Origin of the sequence: Oerskovia enterophila (assembly GCF_001692445.1) — a bacterium.
Lineage (GTDB): Bacteria > Actinomycetota > Actinomycetes > Actinomycetales > Cellulomonadaceae > Oerskovia > Oerskovia enterophila.
In genome coordinates, this window is the sequence record NZ_MAQA01000025.1 from 16,816 (window position 1) to 43,781 (window position 26,966).

Annotated in this window: 24 protein-coding genes; 10 read left to right on the forward strand and 14 right to left on the reverse strand. The window is 72.3% G+C overall.

Annotated elements, in window-relative coordinates; genetic code table 11:
• Window positions 1–22: 22 nt before the first annotated feature.
• From OERS_RS11355 to OERS_RS11370, 4 genes are all read right to left on the reverse strand, one after another.
• A complete protein-coding gene (locus OERS_RS11355) occupies window positions 23–595 on the reverse strand; it encodes a TetR/AcrR family transcriptional regulator (protein WP_068625848.1) in 573 nt (190 codons plus the stop codon).
• Window positions 592–1,242 carry a sugar O-acetyltransferase gene (locus OERS_RS11360; protein ID WP_231907786.1) on the reverse strand — a complete coding sequence of 217 codons (651 nt, stop codon included), beginning with the start codon at window positions 1,240–1,242 and terminating at the stop codon, window positions 592–594. Before OERS_RS11360 ends, OERS_RS11355 begins: the two co-directional genes overlap by 4 nt.
• A 35-nt stretch (window positions 1,243–1,277) precedes the next feature.
• Entirely contained in the window at window positions 1,278–1,862 is a 585-nt protein-coding gene (locus tag OERS_RS11365; RefSeq protein WP_068625849.1) for an NUDIX hydrolase, read from the reverse strand.
• 116 nt (window positions 1,863–1,978) lie between these two features.
• Window positions 1,979–4,558 carry a glycosyl hydrolase family 18 protein gene (locus OERS_RS11370; RefSeq protein ID WP_211268471.1) on the reverse strand — a complete coding sequence of 860 codons (2,580 nt, stop codon included), beginning with the start codon at window positions 4,556–4,558 and terminating at the stop codon, window positions 1,979–1,981.
• Window positions 4,559–4,788: 230 nt separating this feature from the next.
• Here OERS_RS11370 and OERS_RS11375 point away from each other — a divergent pair, with 230 nt between their 5' ends.
• Complete coding sequence (locus OERS_RS11375; RefSeq protein ID WP_068625851.1) at window positions 4,789–5,415, forward strand: uridine kinase family protein; 627 nt, start codon at window positions 4,789–4,791, stop codon at window positions 5,413–5,415.
• Between the two features lie 195 nt (window positions 5,416–5,610).
• Here OERS_RS11375 and OERS_RS11380 read toward each other — a convergent pair whose 3' ends face one another.
• Both OERS_RS11380 and OERS_RS11385 read right to left on the reverse strand, forming a co-directional pair.
• Window positions 5,611–7,146 (reverse strand): MFS transporter, encoded by a 1,536-nt coding sequence (locus OERS_RS11380; RefSeq protein ID WP_083201393.1) that lies wholly within the window; start codon window positions 7,144–7,146, stop codon window positions 5,611–5,613.
• 224 nt (window positions 7,147–7,370) lie between these two features.
• Window positions 7,371–7,880 (reverse strand): hypothetical protein, encoded by a 510-nt coding sequence (locus OERS_RS11385; protein WP_068625852.1) that lies wholly within the window; start codon window positions 7,878–7,880, stop codon window positions 7,371–7,373.
• A gap of 179 nt (window positions 7,881–8,059) precedes the next feature.
• Here OERS_RS11385 and OERS_RS11390 point away from each other — a divergent pair, with 179 nt between their 5' ends.
• From OERS_RS11390 to OERS_RS11410, 5 genes are all read left to right on the forward strand, one after another.
• Window positions 8,060–8,755, forward strand: a complete 696-nt coding sequence (locus tag OERS_RS11390; RefSeq protein ID WP_083201394.1) for a DUF998 domain-containing protein — start codon at window positions 8,060–8,062, stop codon at window positions 8,753–8,755.
• Between the two features lie 46 nt (window positions 8,756–8,801).
• Window positions 8,802–9,173 carry a YciI family protein gene (locus OERS_RS11395; RefSeq protein WP_056649501.1) on the forward strand — a complete coding sequence of 124 codons (372 nt, stop codon included), beginning with the start codon at window positions 8,802–8,804 and terminating at the stop codon, window positions 9,171–9,173.
• A 5-nt stretch (window positions 9,174–9,178) separates the two neighbouring features.
• Complete coding sequence (locus OERS_RS11400) at window positions 9,179–10,462, forward strand: RNA polymerase sigma factor (protein WP_068625853.1); 1,284 nt, start codon at window positions 9,179–9,181, stop codon at window positions 10,460–10,462.
• A gap of 232 nt (window positions 10,463–10,694) precedes the next feature.
• Window positions 10,695–11,882, forward strand: coding sequence for an aminotransferase class I/II-fold pyridoxal phosphate-dependent enzyme (locus OERS_RS11405; RefSeq protein WP_068625854.1), 1,188 nt, complete (start codon window positions 10,695–10,697; stop codon window positions 11,880–11,882).
• A gap of 106 nt (window positions 11,883–11,988) precedes the next feature.
• Window positions 11,989–13,197, forward strand: a complete 1,209-nt coding sequence (locus tag OERS_RS11410) for a glycosyltransferase (protein WP_068625855.1) — start codon at window positions 11,989–11,991, stop codon at window positions 13,195–13,197.
• Window positions 13,198–13,210: 13 nt separating this feature from the next.
• On the opposite strand, the gene OERS_RS11415 is transcribed toward OERS_RS11410, so the two are convergent.
• Complete coding sequence (locus OERS_RS11415) at window positions 13,211–13,705, reverse strand: nuclear transport factor 2 family protein (protein ID WP_068625856.1); 495 nt, start codon at window positions 13,703–13,705, stop codon at window positions 13,211–13,213.
• Between the two features lie 113 nt (window positions 13,706–13,818).
• Here OERS_RS11415 and OERS_RS11420 point away from each other — a divergent pair, with 113 nt between their 5' ends.
• Together OERS_RS11420 and OERS_RS11425 are read left to right on the forward strand one after the other, a co-directional pair.
• Window positions 13,819–14,265, forward strand: a complete 447-nt coding sequence (locus OERS_RS11420; RefSeq protein WP_068625857.1) for a MarR family winged helix-turn-helix transcriptional regulator — start codon at window positions 13,819–13,821, stop codon at window positions 14,263–14,265.
• Window positions 14,266–14,396: 131 nt separating this feature from the next.
• Window positions 14,397–14,810, forward strand: a complete 414-nt coding sequence (locus OERS_RS11425) for an SRPBCC family protein (protein ID WP_068625858.1) — start codon at window positions 14,397–14,399, stop codon at window positions 14,808–14,810.
• 160 nt (window positions 14,811–14,970) lie between these two features.
• Here the strand turns inward: OERS_RS11425 and OERS_RS11430 are convergent, their stop codons facing one another.
• Both OERS_RS11430 and OERS_RS11435 read right to left on the reverse strand, forming a co-directional pair.
• Entirely contained in the window at window positions 14,971–17,538 is a 2,568-nt protein-coding gene (locus OERS_RS11430) for an ATP-dependent Clp protease ATP-binding subunit (protein ID WP_056649482.1), read from the reverse strand.
• Between the two features lie 245 nt (window positions 17,539–17,783).
• The gene (locus tag OERS_RS11435; protein ID WP_068625859.1) at window positions 17,784–18,659 is read right to left on the reverse strand and encodes a YwiC-like family protein; all 876 of its coding nucleotides are present in this window, start codon (window positions 18,657–18,659) and stop codon (window positions 17,784–17,786) included.
• Between the two features lie 184 nt (window positions 18,660–18,843).
• On the opposite strand from OERS_RS11435, the gene OERS_RS11440 reads away from it, so the two are divergent.
• Together OERS_RS11440 and OERS_RS11445 are read left to right on the forward strand one after the other, a co-directional pair.
• The gene (locus OERS_RS11440) at window positions 18,844–19,467 is read left to right on the forward strand and encodes a hypothetical protein (RefSeq protein ID WP_056649477.1); all 624 of its coding nucleotides are present in this window, start codon (window positions 18,844–18,846) and stop codon (window positions 19,465–19,467) included.
• A gap of 153 nt (window positions 19,468–19,620) precedes the next feature.
• Window positions 19,621–20,529, forward strand: a complete 909-nt coding sequence (locus OERS_RS11445) for a universal stress protein (protein WP_068625884.1) — start codon at window positions 19,621–19,623, stop codon at window positions 20,527–20,529.
• 6 nt (window positions 20,530–20,535) lie between these two features.
• Here the strand turns inward: OERS_RS11445 and OERS_RS11450 are convergent, their stop codons facing one another.
• The 5 genes from OERS_RS11450 to OERS_RS11470 all read right to left on the reverse strand — a co-directional run bounded on the left by OERS_RS11450 (window position 20,536) and on the right by OERS_RS11470 (window position 26,918).
• A complete protein-coding gene (locus tag OERS_RS11450; RefSeq protein ID WP_068625860.1) occupies window positions 20,536–22,467 on the reverse strand; it encodes a sigma-70 family RNA polymerase sigma factor in 1,932 nt (643 codons plus the stop codon).
• Window positions 22,468–22,630: 163 nt separating this feature from the next.
• Window positions 22,631–23,251 (reverse strand): pentapeptide repeat-containing protein, encoded by a 621-nt coding sequence (locus OERS_RS11455; protein ID WP_068625861.1) that lies wholly within the window; start codon window positions 23,249–23,251, stop codon window positions 22,631–22,633.
• A gap of 152 nt (window positions 23,252–23,403) precedes the next feature.
• A complete protein-coding gene (locus OERS_RS11460; protein ID WP_139107801.1) occupies window positions 23,404–23,664 on the reverse strand; it encodes a hypothetical protein in 261 nt (86 codons plus the stop codon).
• Window positions 23,665–23,814: 150 nt separating this feature from the next.
• Window positions 23,815–24,744 carry a ribonuclease Z gene (locus OERS_RS11465; RefSeq protein ID WP_068625863.1) on the reverse strand — a complete coding sequence of 310 codons (930 nt, stop codon included), beginning with the start codon at window positions 24,742–24,744 and terminating at the stop codon, window positions 23,815–23,817.
• A gap of 77 nt (window positions 24,745–24,821) precedes the next feature.
• Window positions 24,822–26,918, reverse strand: a complete 2,097-nt coding sequence (locus OERS_RS11470; RefSeq protein WP_068625864.1) for an ABC1 kinase family protein — start codon at window positions 26,916–26,918, stop codon at window positions 24,822–24,824.
• Window positions 26,919–26,966: the final 48 nt, after the last annotated feature.

Below are 26,966 nucleotides of genomic sequence, written 5' to 3' on the forward strand. Positions count from 1 at the left end.
GCTCGGCACCAGCGACCGGCGCTCAGCCCACCTGACGCCGCACCGCGCGGCGCACGCGTTCGGGGTCGAGCGGCCGGTCGAGCGGTCGGCCGTCCGACCCCGTCGAGAGCGCCGCGTGCAGCACGAGCCCTTCGAGGAGCGCGTCGACGTCGGGCGCGACCTCCGCGTCGACGTGCCGCCGCAGGGCGGCCCGGCTCGCGGCCATCCACCGCTGGGTGACGGTGCGGAAGGCGGGCTTGCGCGCCGCGAGGACGTAGAGCTCGAGCGCGACGAGCAGGTCCCGTCGGTAGTTCCCCGACTCGTCGCACACGAGCCCGACGATCGCCTCGACCGGGTCCCCGCCCTCGGGGACGGTCGCCATGGCGGCCTCGAAGCGCGCAGCCGCCTGGACCGCGTGCCGTTCGAACGCGAGCCGCAGCAGCTCGTCGAGGTTCTCGAAGTGGTACGTCATGGATCCGAGCGGCACGTCGGCGGCCGCCGCGACCACGCGGTGCGTGGTGCCCGCGACACCGTGCTCGGCGATGACGTCGAGGGCCGCGTCGACGATCCGGGCCTTGCGGTCTGGATCGACGCGGCGCGGCGACGTCGAGGTCACGCGGGGTCGCCGCCGGCAGCGGCACCGGCGGCGCCCTCGGCCCCCCGGGTTCTCGCGGCGCTCTCGGCGTCGATGTGTCGCAGGACCCGCGCGGGGTTGCCCACCGCCACGACGTTCGCGGGCAGGTCGCGCGTCACGACCGACCCGGCGCCCACCACGGTGTTCTCGCCGATCGTCACGCCCGGGCACACGGTCACGCCGCCGCCGAGCCACACGTTGTCGCCGATCGTGATGGGCTGGGCCCCTTCCCACTTGTCGCGGCGCGGGCCGGGCTCGATCGGGTGCGTGGGCGTCAGGAGCTGGACGTTGGGGCCGATCAGCACGTCGTCACCGATCGTGACGGGCGCGACGTCGAGGCACACGAGGTTGAAGTTGACGAACACGCGTGCGCCGATCGTCGTCTGGTAGCCCAGGTCGCAGCGGAAGGGCGGGCGGATGTCGCTGTCCTGGCCGAACGCACCGAGCAGCTCGGTCAGGACCTCGCGACGAGCTGCGCCCTCGGTGGGATCCAGGGAGTTGAAACGGTGGCTGAGCGACATGGCGCGCGCCGAGTCTGCGGCGATCTGCGGGTCGTCGGCGAGGTAGAGGTCGCCTGCGAGCATCCGCTCGCGCATGGGGCGCTGGTCGGAGGGGTCGGGAAAGGTCATGTGTACAAGCGTACACATGGGCGCGGGGCGCCCCGTCAGGCGGAGGCCCGACGGCGGTGCGTCATCTCCTCGAGGACAGTCCGGAGCCGCACGGGGAAGTCCTCGGGCGTGTCGGGCGGGAGCCGGTCCACCCGGAACCACGCGACGGCCTCGCTCTCGTCGCTCACGACGGGCAGCGCCTCGAGGTCCGCGAACGCGACATAGCCCACGTCCCAGTGGACCAGGCACGTGCCGAAGCGGGAGGACAGCGCGTGCCGGTGCAGGTCCACGGGGGCGCCGTCGGGCTCGAAGGGCTCGAGCGTCTCGATGCCGCTCTCCTCGCGGGCCTCACGGAACGCCCCTGCCGCGAGGCTCCCGTCACCTGGCTCGACGTGCCCACCGACCTGGACCCAGAACTGCCCCTTGCGGTGGAAGCACAGCAGCACGTGCAGCAGGTCCGGGGTCAGCACGAAGCAGCTCCCGGTCAGGTGCTCGGCGCCACCGCGGAAGATCACGTCCCCCTGGCCCTCCTCGACGAACGCCACGTACTCCTCGCGCAGCGCGGCCTGCGCAGGGCTGAGCGGCGCCCAGGACCGGATCGAGTCGAGGGCGGTGGCGGCGAGGGCTTCGGCGGAGGTCACCCCGGAAGCCTACGGCCGCCGGGACGCGCCGCGAGGTAGAGGGGTGCCGTCGAGGTAGAGGGCTCCAGCCCTCTACCTCGACGCGAACCCTCTACCTCGACGCCGCCGTCAGGGGGTCAGCAGGCCCCCTCGTCCTTCCACGGGCCCCAGTCGCTGACCACGGGGGCGTTGCCCTGCGTCCAGTACCGGGCCGACCACCTGTGGCCCGCGTGCGTGACCTGCGCACCACCGTTGTAGGCCGTCCCGGCGAGCCACGCGGCCGCGGTGCACCCGGCACCACCGGTGCTCCCGCCCGGGGTGCCGCCGGGAGTCCCACCCGTCGTCCCACCGGAGACCACGGGGTTCACGACCTTGACTCCGCGCGGGTGGTCGTAGGTCGTGGCGTACGTGGTGGCCCCGATCGTCACGCGCACGTTCGAGATCTGCGCCATGGGCAGGCGCCACGACAGCTTGGTGGACGCCGAGCCACCCGCCGGGATGCCCCCCGACGGGACCTTGAGCGTCGCCGAGTGCAGGTCTCCCTCGAGCCCACCCACGTTGTTGCCGGTGTGACCCGCGACCGTCGTGATGCCCCAGCCGTTCTGCTCGCCGATCGTCGCGGACGTGGTCGTCGCGAAGTCGAACGAGATCGTGGCCCCGGCCGGGATCGCGACCGAGGACCTGTTGGTGAACGTCACCCGGGGGTTGATCGGGTAGTTGTTGTCGCCGAGCGCGAACTCCGAGAACGAGACCCCGAGGTCGATCGCCTCGGCGGGCGTCGCGGTCTTGGACTTGGCCGCGCCGTAGGGAGCCGCGGCCGAGAACGTCGAGTGCATGCGCGTCACGAGGCTGTCGCCCATGCCGTACTCGCCGCTCGCCGCGTCCAGGCCGTAGTCGCCCGCCAGCTCCCAGATCATCAGGCCGCCGTATCCGCCCGCGACGACGTAGTCGGCCTTGGCCTGGATCGCCTGGTCGGAATCGCCCGAGATGAACGACTTCGTCTGCGCGTTCCACCACCACTCGGTCTTGGTGACCGGGTCGAAGTTGTGCTGGTAGGTCCCCGTCAGCGGACCTGTCGGGGCGCCGTACGCCGAGGCGTACGAGCCCACCTTGCCGTTCTGCAGGTTGAGCATGTGCCAGATCGGGTTCCCGCCTGCGGGGATCTTCGCCCCGGCCTTGTCGACGTCGTACCAGACGTTGTCGATCCCGCCCGCCCCGTTGCCGCACTTGGACGTGCCGCCCAGCGAGGGCCCGGTGCCGGGCGGGCACTTGGTCTGGTCGGGCAGCGCGGCCTTGCCCCACAGTCCGTTGGTCCCACCCTGCACGTTGGTCCAGCCGCGCGTGTAGAACGGGACGCCGATGTTGATGCGCCCCGCCTGCACGGCTCCGCGGAAGTAGTGCGCGGCCCAGTCGGCGTTGAGGTACCCGATTCCGTCGTAGGCCCCGTACACCCCGGCGGCCGCGAGCTCGCCGTCCTTGCCGTCGTCGAACAGGGCACCGTTGCCGCCCACGAAGTCGTTCCACGTCCCGTGCAGGTCGTACGACATCACGTTGACGTAGTCGAGGTACGGCATGATCTGGAAGACCTCCATGCCCCGCAGGAGCCACCCCGAGGCGGGGGCCGCGATCGTCAGCATGTAGTACTCGCCGTCCTGCGCCGCGGCCTTGTCGAGGGCCTCGCGCGTGGTCTTCATGAGCTGCTCGTAGTTCTTCCAGAGCTGTCCGCGTCGGGCGTCGGCGATCGCGAAGTCGTCCGGGTTCCCGGCCTTGACGTTCGAGGTCGGGTACTCGTAGTCGATGTCGATCCCGTCGAACCCGTAGGTCCGCACCATCGCGACCGCGGAGGCCGCGAACGCGTCGTACTCGGCCTGGGTGTCCAGGGTGTAGAAGCCGCCCGAGGCGACCCTGTTCCCGTCGGCCCCGAGGTAGCCTCCCGTCTCGGCCCAGCCGCCGACCGACACGAGCGTCCGCACGCCGGGGTGCTGCTTCTTGAACTTGGTCAGCTGGTTGAAGTGCCCCTTGTAGGGGACGGTCGGGTCGAGCGCGTTCTCCGCCCCCGCGAACGTCAGGCCCATCGCCTCGCTCGTCGCGGACTCGGCGTTCACCGAGATCTTCGAGTCCGGGCCGACGTGCGCGAACGCGTAGTTGATGTGCGACAGCTTGGTCCACGGGATGTCGCTCGCGAGGTAGGCCGGCGTCCCTCCGTCGCCCGTGCGCCACGAGGTGAAGTAGCCGATCACGCGCCGGTCCAGGCCGTTCGGCAGCTTCTCGCGGCCGGCCTCGTCGTACACGTCGCAGTAGGGCACGTCGACGGTCTTGTTGACGGCCAGCCCGTCAGGACGGCACTTCTCCTGGGGGTTCGTCGAGATGGGTGTGCCCGGGTCACCGCCGGTGGGGTCCCCCGTGGGGTCGGTCCCCGTCGGATCGGTCCCCGTCGGATCGGTCCCCGTGGGGTCCGTGCCCGTCGGATCGACCGTCCCGCACGGCCCGACGACCTTCCAGGCCCCCCACTGCTGCGTCCCGGGGACCTCGCCCTGGGTCCACCACGACGCCTTGTAGTTCGAGCCGGCGTACGACGCGGTCGCGCCGCCCGTGTACACCGACGAGGCCGCCCAGGCGGGCGCGCACGCCTCGGCCGCGAGCGCTGCGGGCACCGGCACCGTCAGGGGCACTGCCACTGCTGCCGTGGCGGCGGCTGCTGCGAGCCATCGCCTCACGGACCGTCTGCTTCGTTGCATGATCGACCCTCCCCAGCACGGCTGCGGCACCGTTGCCGCGGCATCGTGTGCGGCCACGCTAGGGCGCGGGCCCGAGGCCTCACATCAGGGTCTGCCACACGATCGCTACGTACGTGATTCCCGCACGAACCCAGGCGCCCGGGCGTACGTCTCACCGGCCCGACGGCGCCGCGCACCAGGGCGGGTCCGCGGGCTGGGAGAATGGTCGGGTGACGAACGGCCTCTTCGACCTGCCCGAGGGCACGCGTGTCCCACCCCGACGGATCGTCCTGCTGACGGGGCCGTCGGGCTCGGGCAAGACGTCGTTGACCCGTCGCCTGGGGCTGCCGGTCGTCGCGCTCGACGACTTCTACCGCGACGTCGACCACCCGGACATGCCGCACCGGTTCGGCATCGTCGACTGGGACTCGCCCGGGAGCTGGGACGCGGCCGGCGCGCTCGACGCGCTGCTCTCGCTCGCCACGACGGGCCACTCGGACGTCCCGGTCTACGACATCCCGACCTCGCGCCGCACGGGCACGACCCATCTCGACGTCACGGGCTCGCGCATCGTCATCGCCGAGGGGATCTTCGCGGCCGAGCTGGTCGAGGCCTGCCGGGCCGAGGGCATCCTGGCCGACGCGATCTGCCTGCGACGCCCACGGGTCATGACGTTCTGGTTCCGGCTACTGCGCGACCTCGGGGAGTCGCGCAAGCCCCCGCTCACGCTGCTGCGCCGCGGCTGGGGGCTGCTGCGCGACGAGCCGCGGCTCGTCCAGGGCTGGGTCGACAAGGGCTGCCGGACCGCGTCGCCCGGGCAAGCAGAGAGAGACGTCCGCGCGCTCCTCGCGGGCTGACCCGAGCTCCGCGAGAGGCGCCACGACCGCCGGGGGCGCGCGACGCCGTCGGGCAACGGACGACCCGTGCGATGCCCCGTGGCGCGCTGCCGGCAGACGCCGGAGACGCGACAGCAAGGCCGCCCGACGGCGCGCGTGGCGTCGTCGGGCGGCCTGGACGTGCTCCGGAACCGCGTCCTTGGCTCCGGGACGCGCTCAGCCCAGGTGCACGGCGACCTGGTCGCCCTGCGGCAGGAGCTGCTCCTTGGGACCGCGGATCAGCACCGCGGCGATGACGGCGCCCACGACCAGGGTGACGGCCGTCGCGACGAACGCCGCCGAGTAGCCGTCGACGAACGCGGCGAGCTGCGACGCCTCGTCCGTCACGACCGCCCCCGCGACGACGCCCGCGTAGATGGTCGTGAAGACCGAGAGGCCGATCGAGCCGCCGATCTGCATCGACGCGTTGACGGTCGCGCTCGCGGCGCCCGCGTCGTGCGGCTCAACGCCTGAAAGGGCCACGTTCTGGAGCGGGACCAGGACCATCGCCATGCCCACGCCCAGCACGATCAGGGCGGGCAGGATCTCGACCGCGTACGACCCGCCGACCGTGATGCGGCTCAGGTAGAGCAGCGCAGCGGCCGCGACCAGGGGCCCGCCGATCATGAGCGGACGGGGGCCGAAGCGCGGGAGGAGCTGGGTGATCACGGGGGCCAGGACGAGCGTCATGATCGTCATGGGCAGGGTGCCCAGGCCCGCGTGCAGGGGCGAGAGGCCCAGCACGATCTGCAGGTGGAGGGCGAGGTACAGCAGCGCACCGATCATGAGCGCACCGAAGATGGCCTGCAGCAGGAACGCGCCGGCCCGGACCTTGTTCGTGAGCACGCGCAGCGGGAGGAGCGGCTGCGCGACGCGGGACTCGATCCAGACGAACAGCGTGATGAGCACGACGCCGGCGGCCAGGCACCCGATGGTCTCGGGCGCGACCCAGCTGTGCTCGGCGAGCGTGAAGCCGTAGACGAGCGAACCGAGCCCGAGGACCACCACGACCGTGCCCAGCACGTCGTACCTGTTGTCCCCCTCGGCCTTGCTCTCACGGATCAGGAGCGCCCCCGCGACGAGCGCGACCAGGACGACCGGGACGTTGACCCACAGGCACCAGCGCCAGTCCGCGAACTCGGTGAGCGCGCCACCGAGCACCAGGCCGACCGCGGCCCCGACACCCGCGACAGAACCGAACACGGCGAACGCCGTGTTGCGGTCCTTGCCGCGCGGGAAGGACACCGTGAGCAGCGCGAGGGCCGCGGGGGCGAGCAGCGCTGCGAAGACCCCCTGGAGCCCACGCATCGCGATGAGCTCGGTGCCGTTGCGCGCGAGGCCCGCGAGCAACGACGCGACGCCGAAGCCGACCATTCCCAGCAGGTAGGTGCGCTTGCGTCCCCAGTAGTCCGCGATGCGCCCGCCGAGCAGCAGGAGAGCCCCGAACGCGAGCGCGTAGGCCGTGACGACCCACTGGCGCTGGGTGTCCGTGAGACCGAGCTCGAGCTGGGCCTGCGGGAGGGCGATGTTCACGATCGTCCCGTCGAGCACGACGAGCAGCTGCGTGAGCGCGAGGATGAGCAGGATCCACCAGCGACGGGGCCCTGACGCGCCGCGCGCGTCGTGCTCTGCCGACGCCGAACCATGGGGCTCGGCCGAGGGAGGGACCACCTGGGCCGAGGGCGCAGAGGTGGAGGGAGGAGAAACGGGCATGACCGACCTTCGGGGACGCAGCGGGGATCGTGGGGTTTCCAGCCCGGATCGAGACGCGTCCGCAAGGTGCCGGACCGTTCGACCGCCCCAACTTCGAAGTCGGACAGACGGACCATCTTAACGTGTCAGCACGTCAGGAAGCGGTGTGAGCTCCCCCACGAGGGCTCGCGACCGGCGTCCGCGCGGCCGCGTCCGCGCGACCGCGGCCGCGCGGACGCCGGTCGTCAGTGCCGGGTCATCGTCGACGGATAGCCGCCTCCGTCGGGATAGACCCACTCGCCGACGACCACCCGGTCGGCGGCGTCGAACGTGCCCTCGAAGTATGCGGGACTCCCCTTGCCCCCTGCCCAGATGGTCAGGGTGTCGCCGGTGATGTCATACACGTAGTCGAGCGTGTTGCCGAGGGAGTCGTAGAAGCGGGACACGACGTCCTCACCGACGGGCTCGCCGAACGGGTGGAGGTTGCCGATCACCTCGAGTCCCTTGATCTCCTGCCCGAACTGGTCGAGCCGCACGCGCTGGAGGAGGAAGTACCCACCCTCCATCCACTCGTACGTGACCTCGCCCTCGGCGCCGCCGGTCACACGCCAGGTCCCGACGAGTCGTTCCAGGGCGCGGAGCCCTGCGCTGGGCGGCGCCTGGCCGTCGAGCCCGTAGGCGTCGACTTCCGCTGATCGGGTCGGGACGGTCGCCCTCGCGCCCGTCGTCTCGGCGGGGGTGCTCGTGCTGTCCATGGTCGTTCTCCTTCGTCTCGGCGCCACGTCCGGGTCGGCCGCGGTCGTGGACACCTCGTCACGCCTCCGCACGCCTCGACATTCAGAGACTGTGACGCACATCACACTCCATGTGTGTCGAAGCCCGGGCTGCGGTCACGAGGTAGCCGTGAACCACCCCGCCACCGAAGGAGAACGTCATGTCCCGGCAGATCCCGCTCCCACCGTCCCCGAAACCACCGACGCTCGGCACCGACCGCACGCAGACGGCGGCGGCGGACCGTTCGAGCACCCGACGCCTGCTGGTCGCGGCCGCGGTCGCAGGTCCGCTCTTCGTCGTCTCGGCGAGCGTGCAGTCCCTCGCCCGGGAGGGCTTCGACCTGCGGGTCCACCCGCTCAGCCAGCTCTCCACCGGAGACCTCGGCTGGGTCCAGATCCTCACCTTCGCCCTGACCGGCCTCGGGCTCCTCGCCCTGGCGGTGACGCACCGACGGATCGTCACCGAGGGAGTCGGACGGCGCGCCGTCCCCGTGCTGCTGGGGATCGCCGGGGTCGGCTTCGTGCTCGCGGGTGTCTTCGTCATGGACCCCGAGAACGGCTTTCCCGTCGGTACGCCCGAGGGACCGGCGAACTCGATGTCGTGGCACGGCGTCGCCCACTCGGTGGCCGCCGCCGTCGCCTTCACCGCGCTCGCCGCCGCGGCCGTGGTCCTCACGGTCCGTGCGGTGCGTGCGCGTCAGGTGCCGGCCGCGATCGGCCACGGGATCGTGGGCCTGGTGCTGCTCCTACCCGTCTCGCCCGAGACCGCGAGCCTCCAGGTCGCGGCCAACGGGCTGATCGCCTTCACCTGGACCACGGTCCTCGCCCTGCGGCTGCGGACCCGTGCCCTCGGCTGAGAGTCTGGTCTCGAGCCCGACCAGCAAACCTCCGAAGGAGAACCACGTGAAGTACCTGTTGCTCGGATACACCCCGACCGCCGCATGGGACGCCGGCTCCGCCGACACGCCGTCCGACGAGGCCCTCGCGGCCTTCGCGGCCTACCAGGAGTTCGAGGCGGAGCTTCGCCGGACCGGAGAGTTCGTGTCGAGCGAGGGCCTGGGCCATCCCGCGATGAGCACGACGGTGCGCCGCACCGACTCCGGCGTCGTCGCGACCGACGGCCCGTTCGCCGAGCTCAAGGAGGTCCTCGCAAGCTTTGCCGTCATCGACTGCGCGAGCCACGAGCGGGCCGTCGAGGTCGTCAGCCGCATGGTCGCGGTCCTGGGCGAGCCCATGGAGATCCGACCGATCATGGGCGACGACTTCGCGGCCTGACGCCCATGACTCCCGCACCGGAGGCCGACCCGCCTCTGGACCCGAGCATCGAGGACCTGCTGCGCGCCGAGGCGCCCCAGGTCCTCGGTGCGCTCGTGCGCCGGTTCAGCCGGTTCGACGTCGCCGAGGACGCCGTCCAGGAAGCGCTGCTCGTCGCGAGCACCCGGTGGCCCGTCGAGGGCGTTCCGGTCGAGCCCAGGTCCTGGCTCGTGCGGGTGGCGTACCGCAGGATGATCGACCTCCTGCGTTCCGAGCAGGCGCGCCATCGCCGCGAGCGGACGGTCGGGGAAGCGGCGCTCGCGGAGCAGGCGTCGGGCCGCGAGGTGATCGACGACGACGACAGCCTCACCCTGCTGCTCCTGTGCGCCCACCCGTCCCTCAGCCCGACCTCGCAGGTCGCGCTGACGCTCCGCGCCGTGGGCGGCCTGACGACGGCGGAGGTCGCCCATGCCTACGGCGTGAGCGAGGCGACCATGGGGACGCGGGTCAGTCGTGCGAAGCAGCAGCTCCGCCGGGAAGGGACCCGCTTCGTCCCCACCACCTCGGCCGACCGCGACGCACGCCTCGCCTCCGTGCTGCGGGTGCTGTATCTCGTGTTCAACGAGGGCTACACGGCCTCCTCCGGGACGAGCCTCGGCCGTGTCGACCTCTCCCACGAGGCCATCCGGCTCACCCGGCTCGCCCGGTCCCACAGCGCCCAGGACCCCGAGGTCGCCGGGCTCCTCGCCCTCATGCTCCTCACCGAGGCGCGACGTGACGCCCGGACCGACGCCTACGACCACCTGGTGCCCCTCGAGGACCAGGACCGGTCGCGCTGGGACCAGCGGATGATCGAGGAGGGCCGCGCGATCATCGATGCCGTGTGGCCGCTCCGGACCGTCGGGCCGTACCAGGTGCAAGCCGCGATCGCCGCCGTCCACGCCACGTCGACGAGCGACGCCGACACCGACTGGCCCCAGATCGCCGCGCTCTACCTCTGGCTCGAGCGCCTCGCACCGACCGGCCCGGTCCGCCTGTCGCGAGTCGTGGCCGTCGCGCGGGCATTCGGCCCGCAGCGCGGGCTCGACCTGCTCGACGCGCTCGACCGCGAGCACGGGCTCGCCGACGACTCCCTCGCAGGCGCGCGAGAGCCCGCGGTACGCGCCCACCTGCTCGACGACCTGGGCCGCCATGCCGACGCGGCCGTCGCCTTCCGCTCGGCAGCGGCCCGCACGCAGAACACGGTGGAGCAGGACTACCTGCTCGACTGGGCGCGCACCAGCACGGCGCGAGAGTCCAGCACGCGCTGACGGCACGCGTGCCCGTGATCGACCTCCTGCCCGAGCGCGGTCCCCGCGAGGGACGCTGCCTGCCGCAGGGTGAGCGGCGCCGTCGGGCCTCCCCGTCCCCCGGCCGGTCCGCCGGCCCGGTGCTAGCGTGGAATCGCCTGTACCGCGTGGCCCCCGGCCACCCTGTCGCCAGCCGACCACCGCCCTGGCGACCCACCTCCCGGCACTGCCGTCGCCCGAGCGAGGAGCTCCCATGGCCGACGAGACGATCTCCCGACGCGCGGCGGACCTCGCGCGGTCCACCCCGTTCGACCACCTGCTCGGGTTCTTCGCGCACGTCTACCCCGAGCGGCGCGCCCGGCCCGGCGTCCTCGACCTCACGTTCGGCAACCCGCACGACCCGGCCCCGGCCGCGTACGTCGAGGCGCTGCGCGCGAGCGCCGTCCCGCGCGACGAGCACTGGTTCGGCTACAAGGTCAGCGAGCCCGCTGCCCGCGCGGCGGCGGCCGACGCGCTGCGCGGCGTCGTCGGCGTGGCGTTCGAGCCCGACGACGTCCACCTGACCACGGGCGGCTTCACGGCGCTCGCGCTCGCGCTCAAGCTCGTCGCCGACCCCGGCGACGAGGTGGTCTTCAGCATCCCGCCGTGGTTCGCGTACGAGGTGATCGTGCGCGAGGCCGGGCTGGTCCCCGTCAAGGTCCCGATCGTCCCCGAGACGTTCGACCTGGACCTCGACGCGATCGCGGGCGCGATCACCCCGCGGACCCGCGTCGTCCTGGTCAACACGCCCAACAACCCGACGGGTCGCGTCTACCCGGTCGAGCAGCTGCGGCGCCTCGCGGCGCTGCTCGACGAGGCGTCGGCACGCACCGGACGCCGCATCTTCGTGGTCTCGGACGAGCCGTACCACCGCATCGTCTACGACGGCACCACGTTCCACAGCCCCACCGAGGTGTACCCCTGGTCGCTGCTCGCGTACAGCTACGGGAAGACGTTGCTCGCGCCGGGCCAGCGCATCGGGTACCTCGCCGTCCCCCCGACCCTGCCCGGCCGCGAGGAGCTGCGGCCTGCGATCGAGGCGCTCCAGATCGCGATCGGGTACGCGTTCCCCAACGCGGTGCTGCAGCACGCGCTGCCCCTGCTCGAGCGGATCCCGTTCGACGTCGCGCTCTACGAGCGCAAGCGGGACCTCATGGTGTCCGGGCTGCGCGAGATCGGCTACGACGTGCACTCGCCCGAGGGCACGTTCTACCTCTTCCCCCGCTCGCCCGTGCCCGACGACCGTGCGTTCGAGTCCCTCCTGGCCGAGCACGACGTCCTGGTCCTGGGCGGCAAGTACTTCGAGACGCCTGGCCGCTTCCGCATCTCGCTCACGGCGAGCCTGGAGACCCTCGAGGCCAGCCTGCCGCGGTTCGCGGCAGCGTGGGCGAGCGTCCGCTGACCCCTCACCTCGTCCCCGGAGCCGCTCGGCACGCGTCATGCCGATGTCACAGGATCGCCACGCGTCGGACATCGTGGTGCCCGATCCTGGCGACGGAGGTGACGCCATGTCAGCAGGAGACGGACTGCGGGTCCAGTCGATCTACGAGGGCTTCTTCAGCGGCGGGGCACGAGTGCTGCACAGCGCGGTCATCACCGGACTGCACGGCGGGGGCCGGCAGACGCACTCCGTCCTGAGCATCCACCACGCGGTCCTGCGCGAGGGCCTGCTCCAACCCATGACCGAGGACCCGAGGTACCAGGCGCTCCGCGCAGCGGGTATCCAGGTCGCCTCGCTGGGCCGGCGCCCGGGGGCTCCTGCGGCCGCCCCGCGAGGATTCACCGAGGCGGAGCTGTCCACGGCGGCGGAGCTCGCCGCTCGGTCCGACGTGGTCCTCTCGCTCAAGGAGCAACCGCTGCGGCTCGTGAACCAGGACGGCTTCCCGGAGCGGCCCGTGATCGCGTGCCTGCACCGGTCCGACCCCGAGCACCAGGGACCTGCGCTCGACGACCTGCTCGCGACCGTCGAGAACGGACGGCTCGTCGGCGCGGTCTGCTGTGCCGAGTCGACCCGGGACGCCTACCGTGCCGCCGGGGTGCCGGCCTCGCTCCTCCACGTGATCCCCAACGGGGTGGACCTCGCACGGTTCCGTCCCCTGGCCCCGCGCCGTCGCGCCGCCCGGCGCGGGATGCTCGGCGTGCCGCTCGACGCGACCGTCGTGGCGTTCGCCGCGCGCTACGACGGGATGAAGGACGTGGCCCTGTTCGTGCGAGCGGCGCGGGCGTTCCTCGCGCGGGCGACGACACGGCACGTGCTGATGTGCGGCGCGGGGATGAGCCCGACGAACCCGGCACTGCTCGAGGACCTGCGGGCCTCGTTCGCGGATCGCCCGGACCTGCTCGCGCGGATCCACCTCCTGGGCGTGCGCCGGGACATGGAGTCGGTCTACGCGGCGGCCGACGTCGTCGCGCTCACCTCGTCGTTCGGCGAGGCGGCCCCGCTGTGCCTCATCGAGGGCGCGATGTGCGGGGCCGTGCCCGTCACGACCGACGTGGGCGACGCCGCGTCGATCGTCGACGGGATCGGCCTGGTCACGTCCAGGGACCCCGCCGCGATCTGCGCGGCGTGGGAGGAGGCGGCCCGACGACGGGACGAGCTGGGCCTCGCGCTCCTGCGCAGCCGACCGCGGTTCAGCCACACCCGGATGATCGCGGCCTACTCGACCGTGATCGAGCGCCTCCACCGGGGGCAGCGGGCCGCGCTCGGGGTGCGCTAGAGCTGTGCTCGGCTCACCCGGCACGCAGGAGCGTGACCGGAGAGCGCGAGGCCCACACCGGTTCGACGACGACGCTCGCCAAGCGCCACCCGTCGACGGTCCGGCGGGCCTCGAACCTGTAGACCTCTCCCAGGGTGACGGGCTTGTCGGCGACGGGCTCCCGCCGGGCGAACGTCACGAGCAGGTTCGAGCGCACCGTGGCCTGGTCAGCGTCGAGGTCGACCAGCACGTTGCTCACGTGGTGCTGGATGCCGTCCTCAGGGCGATGGTTGCGTGCAGCCTGCGCCACCACGGCCTCGACCCCCTCGGCAGTCCCACCAGGGGTGCGCGCGGTCGCGTCCTCGACGAACAGGTCGCGGAGCTGCTCGGCGTCTCCGGCGTCCAGGGCGTACCCGAGGCGGAAGACGAGGCGGGTGATCTCGTCACGGTCGACCAGGGCCCGGAGCGAACGAGCGAGCTCGTCCAGCGGAGCGGCTCCGGTGGCTGCGGCAGGGCGGGGTGTGGACATGTGGACCTCCGGGGGAAGTTGACCTCGTCGACGATTTTCGTTGGTGAAGCCAACGATACAGATTGTTGGCGCCACCCACAATAGGGCGGCCCCACGAACGATAGGATCGGGCGATGGAGACCGAGACCGCCCCCACGCGCCTTCGCACCCTGCCGAGCTGGCTCCTCGCCCAGGCCGCGCTCGAGGCCTCCCGGCGGGTGGCCGAGAGGCTCGCCGGGGTCGGCGCCCACCGGTCCCACTTCGCGGTGCTCACGACTCTCGAGGAGTTCGGGCCCGCGAGCCAGGCCGCGCTCGGCCGCCGGTGCGGGATCGACCGGAGCGACATGGTCGCGCTGGTCGACCGCCTGGTCGCCGACGGCCACGTCGAACGGAACCCCGACCCGTCGGACCGTCGCCGCAACATCATCACCCTGACCACCACGGGAGCGAGGCGCCTGGACGAGCTCGGAGCGGTGCTCGCCGCGGCCCAGGAGGACCTCATGGCTCCGCTCGACGACCGCGACCGTCGCCGTCTCGTCGACCTCCTCGACAGGCTCATCATGCAGCGCGACAAGGGCTGACCGGCGCCTGCTCACGCGCGGCACGCCGCCCCTGGTCGACCCGCCGCGATCCCGCGAGGCCTGGGCGCCACCATGCCGTACCGGACCCCAGGCGCTACGGTCGAGGAAACCGCTCAAGGAGGAGAGGTCCCATGACCGGACTCGTCGCCACCGCCTCGATCCACATCGCCGCCCGCCCCGAGAGGGTGTGGGCCGAGCTCGTCCACCCGTCCGCGACCTGGATGCTGGGCGCGAACGTGGAGACGGACTACCAGCCGGGCAGCACCATCACGTTCGAGGGCCAGTACCAGGGCAAGCACTTCGAGGACCACGGCACGGTCCTCGAGGTCGACCGGCCCAGGACGCTGCGCTTCACGCACTACTCGCCCGCGAGCGGTGTGCCCGACGTCCCGGAGAACCACCACGAGGTGGCGATCACGCTCGCCCCGGACCCCAAGGGCACGCGCGTGACGATCCGGCAGGACAACAACGACACCCCCGAGGCGGTCGAGCACTCCGAGGAGCTCTGGCGCACCGCGCTCGCCTCGCTCGCGGGGCACGACTAGGTCTCCTCGGTCCGGGCTCCCCGGGGCCAGCGGCCCGGCTGGCCCGGCCGGCCCGACCGACCTCGCAGACGACGAAGGGCCCCGATCCGTGAGGATCGGGGCCCTTCGTCCGGTCGGCGTCAGACGACCGGGGATCGACAGCCGGTGGCTGCCGGGAGGATCACTCGGCGCCGGCTCGCAGCTCGCCGGTCGGCGGGAGGTCGGCCGTGGAGATGCCCGTCGGCGCGTTGAGCGCCGCGGTCGCGGCCACGCTCACCGGGCCACGCTCGTGGTCGTCCTTGGAGACGCCACGGAACGTGAACTCGCCCAGCAGGCCTTCGCCCTCGGCGTCGACCAGGACGACCTGGCCGGCCTTGAGCTCGCCGAACAGGATCTTCTCGGAGAGCACGTCCTCGATGTCGCGCTGGATCGCGCGGCGCAGCGGACGAGCACCGAGGACCGGGTCGTAGCCCTTCTCGGAGAGGAGCGTCTTGGCCGCGTCCGTGAGCTCGATGCCCATGTCCTTGTCCTGCAGGCGCTTGTCCAGCTTGGCGACCATGAGGTCGACGATCTGGACGATCTCCTTCTGCGAGAGCTGCGGGAAGACCACCACGTCGTCGACGCGGTTGAGGAACTCCGGGCGGAAGTGCTGCTTCAGCTCGTCGTTGACCTTGGCCTTCATGCGGTCGTAGCTCGTCACCAGGTCGCCGCCGGCGTTGAAGCCGGTCTGGAGGCCCTTGGCGATGTCCCGCGTACCGAGGTTCGTCGTCATGATGATGACGGTGTTCTTGAAGTCGACCACACGTCCCTGCGAGTCGGTCAGGCGACCGTCCTCGAGGATCTGCAGGAGCGAGTTGAAGATGTCGGCGTGCGCCTTCTCCACCTCGTCGAACAGGACCACGGAGAACGGACGGCGACGGACCTTCTCCGTCAGCTGGCCACCCTCGTCGTAACCGACGTAGCCGGGAGGCGAGCCGAAGAGACGCGAGACCGTGTGCTTCTCCGAGAACTCGGACATGTCGAGCTGGATGAGCGCGTCCTCGTCCCCGAAGAGGAACTCGGCGAGCGCCTTGGCCAGCTCGGTCTTACCGACACCCGTGGGGCCGGCGAAGATGAACGAACCACCCGGACGCTTGGGGTCCTTGAGGCCTGCCCGCGTGCGACGGATCGCCTGGGAGAGCGCCTTGATGGCCGTCTCCTGGCCGACGACGCGCTTGTGCAGCTCGTCCTCCATCTTCAGCAGGCGTGCGGACTCCTGCTCGGTCAGCTTGAGCACCGGGATGCCGGTCGACATGGCCAGGACCTCGGCGATCAGGTCCTCGTCCACCTCGGCGACGGTGTCCAGGTCTCCGGCCTTCCAGGCCTTCTCCTTGTCGGCGCGCTGCTGCGTGAGCTGCTTCTCGGTGTCGCGCAGGCGCGCGGCCTTCTCGAAGTCCTGCTCGTCGATCGCGGACTCCTTGTCGCGACGCGCCTCGCCGATCTGCTCGTCGAGCTCCTTGAGCTCCGGCGGTGCGGTCATGCGACGGATGCGCAGACGCGCACCGGCCTCGTCGACCAGGTCGATCGCCTTGTCCGGCAGGTACCGGTCGTTGATGTAGCGGTCGGCCAGCGTCGCGGCGGCCACCAGTGCGGCGTCCGTGATGGACACGCGGTGGTGCGCCTCGTAGCGGTCGCGCAGACCCTTGAGGATCTCGATCGCGTGCGGCAGGCTCGGCTCCGAGACGAGGATCGGCTGGAAGCGACGCTCCAGGGCCGGGTCCTTCTCGATGTGCTTGCGGTACTCGTCGAGCGTGGTCGCACCGATGGTCTGGAGCTCGCCACGGGCCAGCATCGGCTTGAGGATGCTCGCCGCGTCGATCGCGCCCTCGGCGGCACCCGCACCGACGAGCGTGTGGATCTCGTCGATGAAGAGGATGATGTCGCCGCGCGTGCGGATCTCCTTGAGGACCTTCTTGAGGCGCTCCTCGAAGTCACCGCGGTAGCGGGAACCGGCGACCAGGGCGCCGAGGTCCAGCGTGTAGAGCTGCTTGTCCTTGAGCGTCTCCGGCACGTCGCCACGGACGATGTCCTGGGCGAGGCCCTCGACGACGGCCGTCTTGCCGACACCGGGCTCGCCGATGAGGACGGGGTTGTTCTTGGTGCGGCGCGACAGGACCTGCATGACGCGCTCGATCTCCGAGGTGCGTCCGATGACAGGGTCGAGCTTGCCCTCGCGTGCGGCCTGCGTGAGGTTGCGGCCGAACTGGTCGAGCACGGCCGAGCCGGACGGCTGGCCCTCGGCGGGGCCGCCCGCAGCGACGGGCTCCTTGCCCTGGTACCCGGACAGCAGCTGGATGACCTGCTGGCGCACGCGGTTGAGGTCGGCGCCCATCTTGGTGAGGACCTGGGCTGCGACACCCTCTCCCTCACGGATGAGGCCGAGCAGGATGTGCTCGGTGCCGATGTAGTTGTGGCCGAGCTGAAGGGCCTCGCGGAGCGAGAGCTCCAGGACCTTCTTGGCGCGCGGCGTGAACGGGATGTGCCCGCTGGGGGCCTGCTGGCCCTCGCCGATGATCTCGGTGACCTGCGAGCGCACACCGTCGAGGGAGATGTTCAGGGACTCCAGCGCCTTGGCTGCGACTCCCTCTCCCTCGTGGATGAGGCCGAGCAGGATGTGCTCGGTGCCGATGTAGTTGTGGTTGAGCATCCGTGCCTCTTCTTGGGCAAGGACGACGACCCGACGGGCTCGGTCGGTAAATCTCTCGAACATGTGCTGCTCCTCACGAGCGGCGTACACCCGCACCGGTGGTGCTCAGGCCTGACCGCAACGACTCTATCCGTGACCAACGGGGCCGACCCCACGGATATGCCCTTGTTCGCCAGGGGCGTGACGAGGGGGTCGCTCCGTGACCTTCGGCCGAGCGGCGGAGGGAGCCCGGAGAGACCGGGACAGGGCGTCCTGCCCGACGGCGCCACGCCCCTCGGGCCCTCGCCTCCCGGGGGCGTCAGGCCAGGTCAGGCGGCGCCCGCGGTCGCCAGGGTCGAGGGCAGCCAGAGCGCGACCACCAGGACGAGGACGCTCGCGGCGACCTCCCCCATCCCGAACTGCAGGGGTTTCGCCCCTGTCCTCGGTACCCACACCGCCCGGGCCGTCAGGCCGGCGAACAGCAGCACCGCGGGCCACCACGCGAGCCCGGCCGCTGCGAGCGCCACGCTCACGACGGCCGCTGCGGCCACGTGGTAGACGACCGACGCGACCAGGTAGGAGCGCTCGCCGCGCTCCCGGACGAGCGTCTTGACGTAGAGGATCGTCCCCGCGAAGTAGACCAGCACGAGCACGAAGACGGCCCACACCTGGGGCCAGCCGATCCCTGCGAGGCCCGTGACGCCGTCGGGCAGCGAGACACCCGGCCACAGGTCCGGCGCCGGACCTGTCCCGGCCACGAACGCGACCGGCAGCATGAGGCACGCCGCGAGCACCGTGGCCCCGTCGTTGAGCAGCGAGCGCTCGCGCCGCCGGTACGAGCTCCACAGGCTCACCCCGAGCAGGGGGAGGAACAGCGGGACCCAGGCCAGGAGGTCGGGCCGCAGGGACAGGACCACGACGGCTGGGACGACCGTCGCGATCCCGTACGCCCGCACGGGCGGCAGGTAGCGCGCCCTGAAGCGGGACTTGAGCCACAGGCCCGCGGCGAAGAACGCGAAGTACCCCACGAACCACAGGACCGCGAGCGGCACGTGCACCCAGGCCGGGCCGCCGAGGACGACGCCGACCAGCAGCGGCACCGCGAGCATCGCCCACGCGCCGTGCTGGTCGGGGACCCAGCCCGGGCCGCGGCGTCGTCGACGTCCTGCCGGACGCCGCTCAGGTCGCGTGCTCCCCTGGGTCATGCCCAGAGACTGGCACGCGTCCGTGCAGCCCAGGGGGACGTCCCGGCGGGCGGACCAGGCGTCCCGGCCGGTGGACTCACCCGGTCCCCGACGTGCGTTCCCGGCGCGCCGCCAGCATCGTTGACCCGGGAGCACCGCGAGGGCAGGCTCGTGGCAGGGGCACCCGCCAGTCCGAGGGAGGACGATGCACAAGCCGGACGAACCAGCAGGCGCCCATGAGTCGTGGGAGCAGATCGTCGCCCGTTTCGCACGCTTCAGCGGCGTCGTGGGCGAGATCACCGACCCGCTCACGTGGGGGCTGGACCTCGAGGAGGAGACCGTCACCGGGACGGGTGACGACCGCGACCCCACCGAGGAGCGGTTCCTGCGCGCCTACGTGTCGTTCGTGGGCGAGGCGGTCGACGTCGAGACGCTCCGCGTCGGCACCGACGACCCCGAGCAGATCGACGACATCGTGCGCGCCGCGCTCAGCGGGGCGCTGGCCTCGCCCCTGCACAGCGACGTCCCCGAGGGGGCCGAGGGCCCGACGGGGGCGGACTTCGCCGACGCGTACCAGGACTACCGCTCGGCGATGCGGGCGATCGTCGAGGAGGTCGACCTCGCGGCGCTGCAGCGCACGGCCTTCGTGCTCGACGACGTCTCGCACCCGTGCGTGCGGGTCGCGGTCCGGGGGACGGTCGCGGTGTACGTCCCGGTCGGCGACCGGGCCGTGATCGTCTCCGGCCCGACCGACCTCGTGGACCGTCTGGACATCTCCACGGCCCCGATCCGCAACCTCCTGCACGGCGACGACGGGCCTCGGTTCTGACCCGTCCGCGCCCGTCGTCCGGTGCTGACGCCGAGGCGTGATCAAGCAGACACGCCCAGGCGTGACGTGGCCGTCGGGAACGACCAAGATGGGTGGTGCGGACGGTGCACAGTCGCACTGGACGGTCGTCGAGCAAGAGAGCAGGTGACGTCGATGCGTGACGTGGTCGTCGGTGTGGACGGGTCGGTCCAGTCGCAGGAGGCCCTCGACTGGGCCCTGGTCGAGGCGGGCTCACGAGGGGTGCCGCTCACCGCGGTCCTCGCGTGGGAGCCCTCTTGGCAGGACGGTCCGCGCCCGTCGGAGCCCTCCGACTTCAGCCACCTCGCGGACCTCAAGCAGGAGCAGGTCCTGACCCTCCTGGACGAGGCCAGGCACCGGACCGGGGTCGAGACGATCACGCACGCCGAGCAGGTCCAGGGGTCGCCCGCTGCCGCGCTGCTGGCTCGGGCCGAGCACGCCGAGATGCTCGTGGTCGGGCGTCGCGGGCTGGGACGCCTGGGACGGCTGGTGCTGGGGTCGGTGTCCTCGGCCGTCGTGCAGGGGGCCGCTCAGGTGCCGGTCACGGTCGTCCGGTCGAGCGAGGAGGCCGAGGCCCCCGAGGCCCCCGAGGTCGACGGCAGCGTGCCGCGCGTCGTCGTGGGCGTGGACGGTTCACGCACCTCGGTGCACGCGCTGCGTCACGGCATCGAGGTCGCCCGCCGCACGGGCGCCGTGCTCGACGCCGTGTTCTGCTGGCAGATCGTCACGCTCGCCCCGCTGCCGGACTCGTGGGGCTGGACTCCTCCGATCGACGACTACGAGAAGTTCGCGGGCGAGCAGCTCGACCGCGCGCTCGAGGCCGCGGGCGCGGACCTCTCCGAGGACCGGCTGCAGCGCAGCGTCGTGCACGCGCAGCCCGCCAAGGGCCTGATCGACGCGGCCCGCGGCGCCGAGCGGCTGGTCGTGGGCAACCGTGGCACGGGCGGGTTCGACCGGCTGCTGCTCGGCTCGGTCAGCCGGCAGGCCGTCGAGTACGCGTCGTGCCCGGTGACGGTCGTGCGTCGCCCCGCCGAGGAGTCCTGAGGCGGGTCAGCCCGCGATCGTGAAGGTCGAGGTCACGGTCGGCCCTGCCTCGACCACGCTGCCGCCGACCGCCCGGACGTAGCGCAGCCCGATCGAGTGCTCGCCGGGTGCGAGCCCCGACACGACGCGGTCGAGCGGGCGGCCGTTCGCGCCGTGCAGGTTGCCCGTGGCGACTCCGTCCACCAAGACCTGCAGGGTCATCCCGGCACGCCCCTCGATCCGGACGTCGATCGACGGCGCCCAGTCCAGGACGGACCCGTCGACGGGCGTGAGGATCGTGGGCAGCGCGAACGTGAACGGTCCCTGGACGGTGGTCGGCTCGGAGGTCAGCCCGCCGCGCTCCTGGGTCACGGTGAGGCTGTCCCAGCCTCCCCCGCTGCCCGACGGCGCCGCGCGCCACGTTCCGGTCGGCGAGACCTCCGCGGTGGCCAGGACCGAGGACGCCCCGGTCGGGTCGGTGCCGGTCAGGGTGACCGTCGCACCGGCCTCCCCGGTGCCCGAGAGCTCGGGCAGGAAGACCAGCTCGCCCGGCGCGGGGGCGACGAGGGTGGGCGCGACGGGCGGGAGGTCGACGGGGTCGACCGGGTCGACCGGGTCCACCGGATCGACGGGGTCCACCGGATCGACCGGGTCCGGTGGCACGGGCCCGACGGGCGGCTCGGTGACGACAGGCGCCTCGGGTCCGGCGCCGGTGCCCTGAGGTCGCTGCGAGGAGCCCGTCCCGGGGGAACCTGACGAGCCGGTCCCACCCGAGGGCCCCTGGCCCGGGACCTCGGGCAGGCCCGTCCCAGGGGGCTCGGCCGCTTCGTCGTCCGGGATGTCCGCGGGGTCCGTCGTCCCGGGGGCGCCGGCGGTCGCCCCGTCAGCCGATCCTGGCGAGTCGCTCTCGGCGGTGAGCTGTTCGGCGACCGCCGGCGGCGCTGCGGCCCAGGGCTGCGCGACGACCAGCACACCGGCCGCGACCGCGACGCCCGCACCGACCAGAGCGAGCACGAGCCCGCCCGAGAAGCCACCCGCGGTCGCCCCGGCCCCCGAGGCCGCCGCACCGAGCGGGCCCGACCCGCCCGACGCTCCGCCCGAGCCGGTGGGACCTGGGGAGGCGAGCTCCGCCGTCGGGCCGACGAACGTCCCTACCGGTGCCGCGCCCGCCGCGCCGCCCAGCGCGAACGAGCCTCCGCCCAGGACCGCCGGGACCCCCAGGACCAGCGGGACCAGCAGCAGGCCCAGGCGGGAGGCGACCTGGTCGACCTCCTCGACGAGGATCGAGCACGACAGGCACCCCGTGAGGTGCTCCTCGAACCGGTCCTTCTGACGAGCGCTCAGGGCACCGCGGTTGTAGTCGCCCATCAGCTCGACGGCCCAGCGACACTCCTCGGGCACCGCGGCGGCGTTGACGTGCGCCTGGAGCCACGACCGACGCAGGCCCTCGCGCGCCCGGTACGCGAGCGCCGAGACGGACCCCGCGCTCAGCCCGAGCAGCGGGGCGACCTCCCGGGGGTCCATGCCCTCGACCTCGGTGTACCAGAGCACCGCCTGCCACCGCTCGGGGAGCGCCTTGAACGCCGTGACGGTGACCGAGCCCTCGATCACCCCGTCGGCCATGTCGACCGGGTCGGCGACCTCCGGGACCTCCTCCACGGCGATCGGGTGCGGCGCGTGCGACCACGAGATCGCGACGCTGCGGACCGTCTGGTAGAGGTAGGGCCGGAACGGACCGTTCGGCCCGTGCCCGCCCTGGATCGCGTTCAGGATGCGCGCGAACGACTCCTGGACCAGGTCGTCCGGGTCGAACGACGACGTGACCCGGCGGGCCGCACCACGACCGGCGCCCGCGTGCCGGGTCCACAGGACCCCGTAGGCGTCCCGCGAGCCCTGGCGCACGGCGTCGACGAGCTCCTCGTCGGCCAGTGCCTCGAGGTTCTGCTCGCTCGTCGCCATGGGCGTCCTTCCGGCGTCCCGGGATGACGCCGGGCGCACGATCGGGGGCGCCCCGTGCCTGCCACGAGGTGCCCGTCATGAAGAGAGACACGCCCCGGACGCGATCATGACGCGACGGTGACGTGTCTCTCAGCGGGGCCCCGGTGCTGCGGCCGGCGACCGGTCAGTGGGTCCGGACGTCCAGCCCCAGGGACTCGGCGAGGACGAGCGCCTGAGCAGGATCGACGATCGCACCCTGCACGGTGCTCGACAGGGGGTCGAGCGAACGGAGGTCGCTGCCCCGCAGGTCCGTCCCCGTGAAGTCGGCCTTGTGCAGCCACGCACCCGACAGGTCGAGGTCTCGCAGCACCGCGCCCTGGCAGCGCGCACCCGTCAGGTCCGCCTCGCGGAACCGCGCGCCGGTCAGCGTCGCGCTGCGCAGGTCGGCTGCCGGGAGACCCACGAACGACCAGTTGCCGCCCACGACCTTCAGGAGGTCGAAGCTGCACTCGGTGAACACCGAGCCGACGGCCTTGCAGCGCGTGAACGTGGCGTCGAAGAACGAGCACCGCGAGAACGTGCAGTTCGCGAAGGCCGAGTCGGTGTGGGTCGACGCGTTGAAGCGCACGTTGCGGAAGGTACACCCGGTGAACGTGGCGCCCGTCGTCGTGATCTCCGAGAAGTCGCAGTCGCCGAACGCCACGCGCTCGAACGTCTCGCCGTCGAGATCACGCCCGTACCAGTCCTCGCGGTCGACCGACGAGTCGGTGGGCGGGGTGGGGTCTCCGTGCGCGCGATCAGCCATGGGAGGGACCGTACCGGGAGGCACTGACGGGTCGCTGGGACCGGGTGCCGAGCACGAGGTTCCGCGCGGTCGAGCACGAGGTTGCGGTCGTGAGAACGGCCGGGGCGACCGCAACCTCGTGCTCGACGCACGACAGGCAGCGGTGCTCGGGGCTACCGGCGGGCGAACGCTCGGCGGAACGAGTAGACCGCCAGGCACGCCCCCGCGAGACCGACCATCCAGCCGCCGGTCCCGAGCGCCGGGCCCGTCGTGCAGAGGGCCTCGCCACCGGACGGGTCCTCGACGCACCGCCGCACCTGGACCGCGACAGCCAGGAAGGCCACGACCGCAGCCAGCACCGACAGCGCCAACCAGCCCCAGCCGATGCGGCGGGGCGTGCGGTCGTCGTCGGGCACTCCAGGCAGGTCGGGCACCGTCCGAGGGTAGCGGTCGCGGGCACCGGCCAGGGACACCGACGACCCGGAGAGCGGGCGCTTCCCCGGGGTCCGCCGGGGCACGCTCCCCGCATGCCTGCACCCACCTCGGGCGACCAGCTCCGGGACCAGAGCGCACCGCACCGGCGCTCAGTGCACGCGCGGCGGGACCTGCACCCGGTCGAGGTCCTCGGCGACCGTGAGCTCGCCGTCGAACACCGTCCTGGCCTCGGCCCAGAACTCCCCCGCGTCCTGGTAGCGCTGCGAGAAGTGCGTGAGGACGAGCGAGCGGACGCCGCACTCCGCCGCGACCGTGGCAGCCTGCAGCGCTGTCAGGTGACCGAACGCGTGCGCGAGCTCGCGGTCCCGGTCGAGGAAGGTCGACTCGATCACGAGCAGGTCGACCCCGCGCGCGAGCGAGAACACCGCGTCGCACAGGCGCGTGTCCATGACGAACGCGAACGACTGCCCCCGGCGCCGGGCGCTCACGTCCTCGAGCCGGACGGTCCGCCCGTCGCCCGTGACCACCCTCCCCTCGCGCTGGAGCACCCCGATCGCGGGGCCCGCGACGCCGGCCGCGGCGAGGAGCGCGGGCACCATGCGCCGGCCGTCGGGCTCGTCGAGCCGGTAGCCGAACGCCTCGACACCGTGCTCGAGCCGCTCGGCGCGCAGCGTGAAGCCCTGTTCCGGGCGCACGGGCCAGACGACCCCGTCCTCGGCCAGCGGCTGGAGCTCCAGGTCCGCGCGGTGGTGGTACGACGTCGCGTCGATCAGGTGGTCGACCCACGCCGCGCCCGACGCCGGGAACGACACCGGGATCGTGTGCGGCACTCCGTCCAGGCTGATCCGCTGCACGACGCCGGCCAGCCCCAGGCTGTGGTCGCCGTGCAGGTGCGTGATCGCGATCCGCGTCAGGTCCGTCGCCGACACCCCCGCACGGAGCATCTGCCGCTGCGTCCCCTCGCCCGGGTCGAACAGGACGGCCTCGTCGTCCCAGAACAGGACGTAGCCGTTGTGGTTGCGCGTCCGGGTGGGCACCTGGCTGGCGGTGCCGAGGACGACGAGCTCGCGGCGGGACATGAGCGCACGCTAGCGGCCCGGGGACGCATCAGCACGGCGTCTCCCGCTCACGGAGACCCGGGCCCCCGTCCCGCGACCTACCAGTCCCTGGCGCCTCGGTCCCCCGGCGCCCCGCGGAACGCGTAGATCAGCACGCGGATGCTGAGCACCGCGCCGACGAACAGCATCACGGCGCCGAAGACCGAGTACCAGCTCAGGTCGTTCGTGAGCTGCGGGCCGTTCTCCGCGATCAGGAGGAACACCCCGCCGACGACGCTCGCCGCGGCGATGATCGTCGAGATGACCTGCTGCACCAGGCTCGTGACGAACTTCCTGTCCCCGGGGTCGGAGAACGCCCGGACGTTGACCGTGAACTTCCCCGCCTCGAGGTCGGACGTGATCTTGTTGAGGCGCCGCGGCAGGCGCTCGATCGACGGGGCGAAAGCCAGGAGCTGGGACCCGGCCTTGGCGCGGATCTTGCGCAGGCTCACCATGTTGCGCAGCAGCTCCTCGCCCTCGTCGCGGGCCGAGGACACCAGCTCGAACGACGGGGACAGGACGTGCAGCGTCCCGTCGAGCGACGCGATGGTGCGGAACGCCGCGGCGACCTGCGGCGGCACGCCCATGCCCGCGTCGTTCACGAGCCGGACCATCGAGGCGAACAGCGACCCGCTGTTGGCTGCCCCTCCGCCCCGGAACCGCAGGATGAGCTGGCCGACCGAGCGCTCGAACCGGCGTTCGTCGAAGCTCTCGGGCTGGTCGAGGAGCTCGATGAGCGCGTCGGTCGCCGCGATCGAGTCGTCGGCCTCGACCGCGAGCAGCACGGCCGCGAGCGCGACCCGCTCGGCCTCGTCGAGCCGTCCTACCGACCCGAAGTCGAGCAGCCCGAGCGAGCCGTCGTCGCGCAGCAGGACGTTGCCCGGGTGCAGGTCGGCGTGGAAGACCCCGGTCACGACGATCTGGTCGAGCGTGACGCGCAGCAGGCGGGCCGCGATGTCGTGGCGCGCGTCGTCGTCGAACGTCGTGAGCAGCTCGGCCGCGTCCCCGACGGGCGTCCCGTCGAGGCGGTCCATGACCAGGAGCGTCGAGCTCGACAGCTCCGGGTAGACGCGCGGGATCTCGACGAGAGGCACGTTCGCGTCGGGGTCCTCGCCCTGGTGCAGGCCGGGCAGCGGGTGCCGCCGCGAGCGCCTGACGGTCGCGAGCGCCCCTTGCACGTTGAGCGTGTTCTCGAGCTCGGTCGTGTAGTCGAGCTCCTCGCGCAACGAGGCCGCGAATCCCTCGGCGAGGTCCATGATGCCCAGCGACGGACCCCAGGACGTGTCGCGCTGGAGCCGGCGCGCGATCCGCAGCACGATCCGCAGGTCACCCAGGACCTGGGTGCGGGCCCCGGGCCGCTGGACCTTGACGACCACCTCGCGGCCGTCGAGGAGCGTCGCACAGTGCACCTGACCGACCGACGCCGACGCGATCGGGTCCGGGTCGAAGTGCGCGAACACCGTGTCCACGGGGGCGCCGATCGACCGCGTGACCATGCCCTCGATCTGTGCCCAGGGGGCGGGCGGTACCTGGCTCTGGAGCCGGGACAGCTCTTCGACGTACACCGCGGGCAGGAGGTCCGCGCGCGTCGAGAGCATCTGGCCGAGCTTCACGAACGTCACGCCCGCGTCGCTCAGCGCGGCCCGCAGCTCGCGGGCCACGGCCCGCTCCTCGGTGTCCGTGGTCCGCTGGTGGCTGCGCCGGCGCGCCCCGCGGCCGAAGAACCCGCCCAGCCCGTGCCGCAGCATGATCCCCATGATCTGCGCGTAGCGCCACATGTCCTTGGACCCGCTGCGGAGCTCGACGACAGCGCGCCAGGGCGTCGGGATGCTGCCCGTCGGCACCAGGAGCTCCAGGACGAGCAGCAGCCCGAGGCCGATCACGAACGACCACGCCCACGCGAGGACGATGATCACGAGCACGACCCCGGGATGGACCGTGAGCGATCCGTCGGCCTCCTGCACGCCGAGCTGCTGGAACCCCTCGGTGAGCCCCCACGACCCGATCGAGACCACGAAGACCGTCATGAGGATCGAGCGGATCCACCCGACCGGGACCCCCAGGACCCTGCGGGCCGTCGCCGCGAGCAGGAGGACCATGACGATCGTCGCGACGGCCGTGAACAGCGCCGTCGCGATCGAGGAGAGGATCTGCATGCCCCCTACTCTCCCGCGCACCGGGAGCGGGCGCAGGCGGACACGCTC

Excerpts from the sequence above, each read along its gene's own strand:
- OERS_RS11450 (WP_068625860.1), bottom strand. The coding sequence starts at position 22,467 with ATGGCGACGAGCGAGCAGAACCTCGAGGCACTGGCCGACGAGGAGCTC.
- OERS_RS11465 (WP_068625863.1), bottom strand. The coding sequence starts at position 24,744 with ATGTCCCGCCGCGAGCTCGTCGTCCTCGGCACCGCCAGCCAGGTGCCC.
- OERS_RS11470 (WP_068625864.1), bottom strand. The coding sequence starts at position 26,918 with ATGCAGATCCTCTCCTCGATCGCGACGGCGCTGTTCACGGCCGTCGCG.
- OERS_RS11410 (WP_068625855.1), top strand. The coding sequence starts at position 11,989 with ATGTCAGCAGGAGACGGACTGCGGGTCCAGTCGATCTACGAGGGCTTC.
- OERS_RS11385 (WP_068625852.1), bottom strand. The coding sequence starts at position 7,880 with ATGGACAGCACGAGCACCCCCGCCGAGACGACGGGCGCGAGGGCGACC.
- OERS_RS11390 (WP_083201394.1), top strand. The coding sequence starts at position 8,060 with ATGTCCCGGCAGATCCCGCTCCCACCGTCCCCGAAACCACCGACGCTC.
- OERS_RS11360 (WP_231907786.1), bottom strand. The coding sequence starts at position 1,242 with ATGACCTTTCCCGACCCCTCCGACCAGCGCCCCATGCGCGAGCGGATG.
- OERS_RS11440 (WP_056649477.1), top strand. The coding sequence starts at position 18,844 with ATGCACAAGCCGGACGAACCAGCAGGCGCCCATGAGTCGTGGGAGCAG.
- OERS_RS11425 (WP_068625858.1), top strand. The coding sequence starts at position 14,397 with ATGACCGGACTCGTCGCCACCGCCTCGATCCACATCGCCGCCCGCCCC.
- OERS_RS11405 (WP_068625854.1), top strand. The coding sequence starts at position 10,695 with ATGGCCGACGAGACGATCTCCCGACGCGCGGCGGACCTCGCGCGGTCC.
- OERS_RS11435 (WP_068625859.1), bottom strand. The coding sequence starts at position 18,659 with ATGACCCAGGGGAGCACGCGACCTGAGCGGCGTCCGGCAGGACGTCGA.
- OERS_RS11400 (WP_068625853.1), top strand. The coding sequence starts at position 9,179 with ATGACTCCCGCACCGGAGGCCGACCCGCCTCTGGACCCGAGCATCGAG.
- OERS_RS11420 (WP_068625857.1), top strand. The coding sequence starts at position 13,819 with ATGGAGACCGAGACCGCCCCCACGCGCCTTCGCACCCTGCCGAGCTGG.
- OERS_RS11455 (WP_068625861.1), bottom strand. The coding sequence starts at position 23,251 with ATGGCTGATCGCGCGCACGGAGACCCCACCCCGCCCACCGACTCGTCG.
- OERS_RS11430 (WP_056649482.1), bottom strand. The coding sequence starts at position 17,538 with ATGTTCGAGAGATTTACCGACCGAGCCCGTCGGGTCGTCGTCCTTGCC.
- OERS_RS11445 (WP_068625884.1), top strand. The coding sequence starts at position 19,621 with ATGCGTGACGTGGTCGTCGGTGTGGACGGGTCGGTCCAGTCGCAGGAG.
- OERS_RS11415 (WP_068625856.1), bottom strand. The coding sequence starts at position 13,705 with ATGTCCACACCCCGCCCTGCCGCAGCCACCGGAGCCGCTCCGCTGGAC.
- OERS_RS11380 (WP_083201393.1), bottom strand. The coding sequence starts at position 7,146 with ATGCCCGTTTCTCCTCCCTCCACCTCTGCGCCCTCGGCCCAGGTGGTC.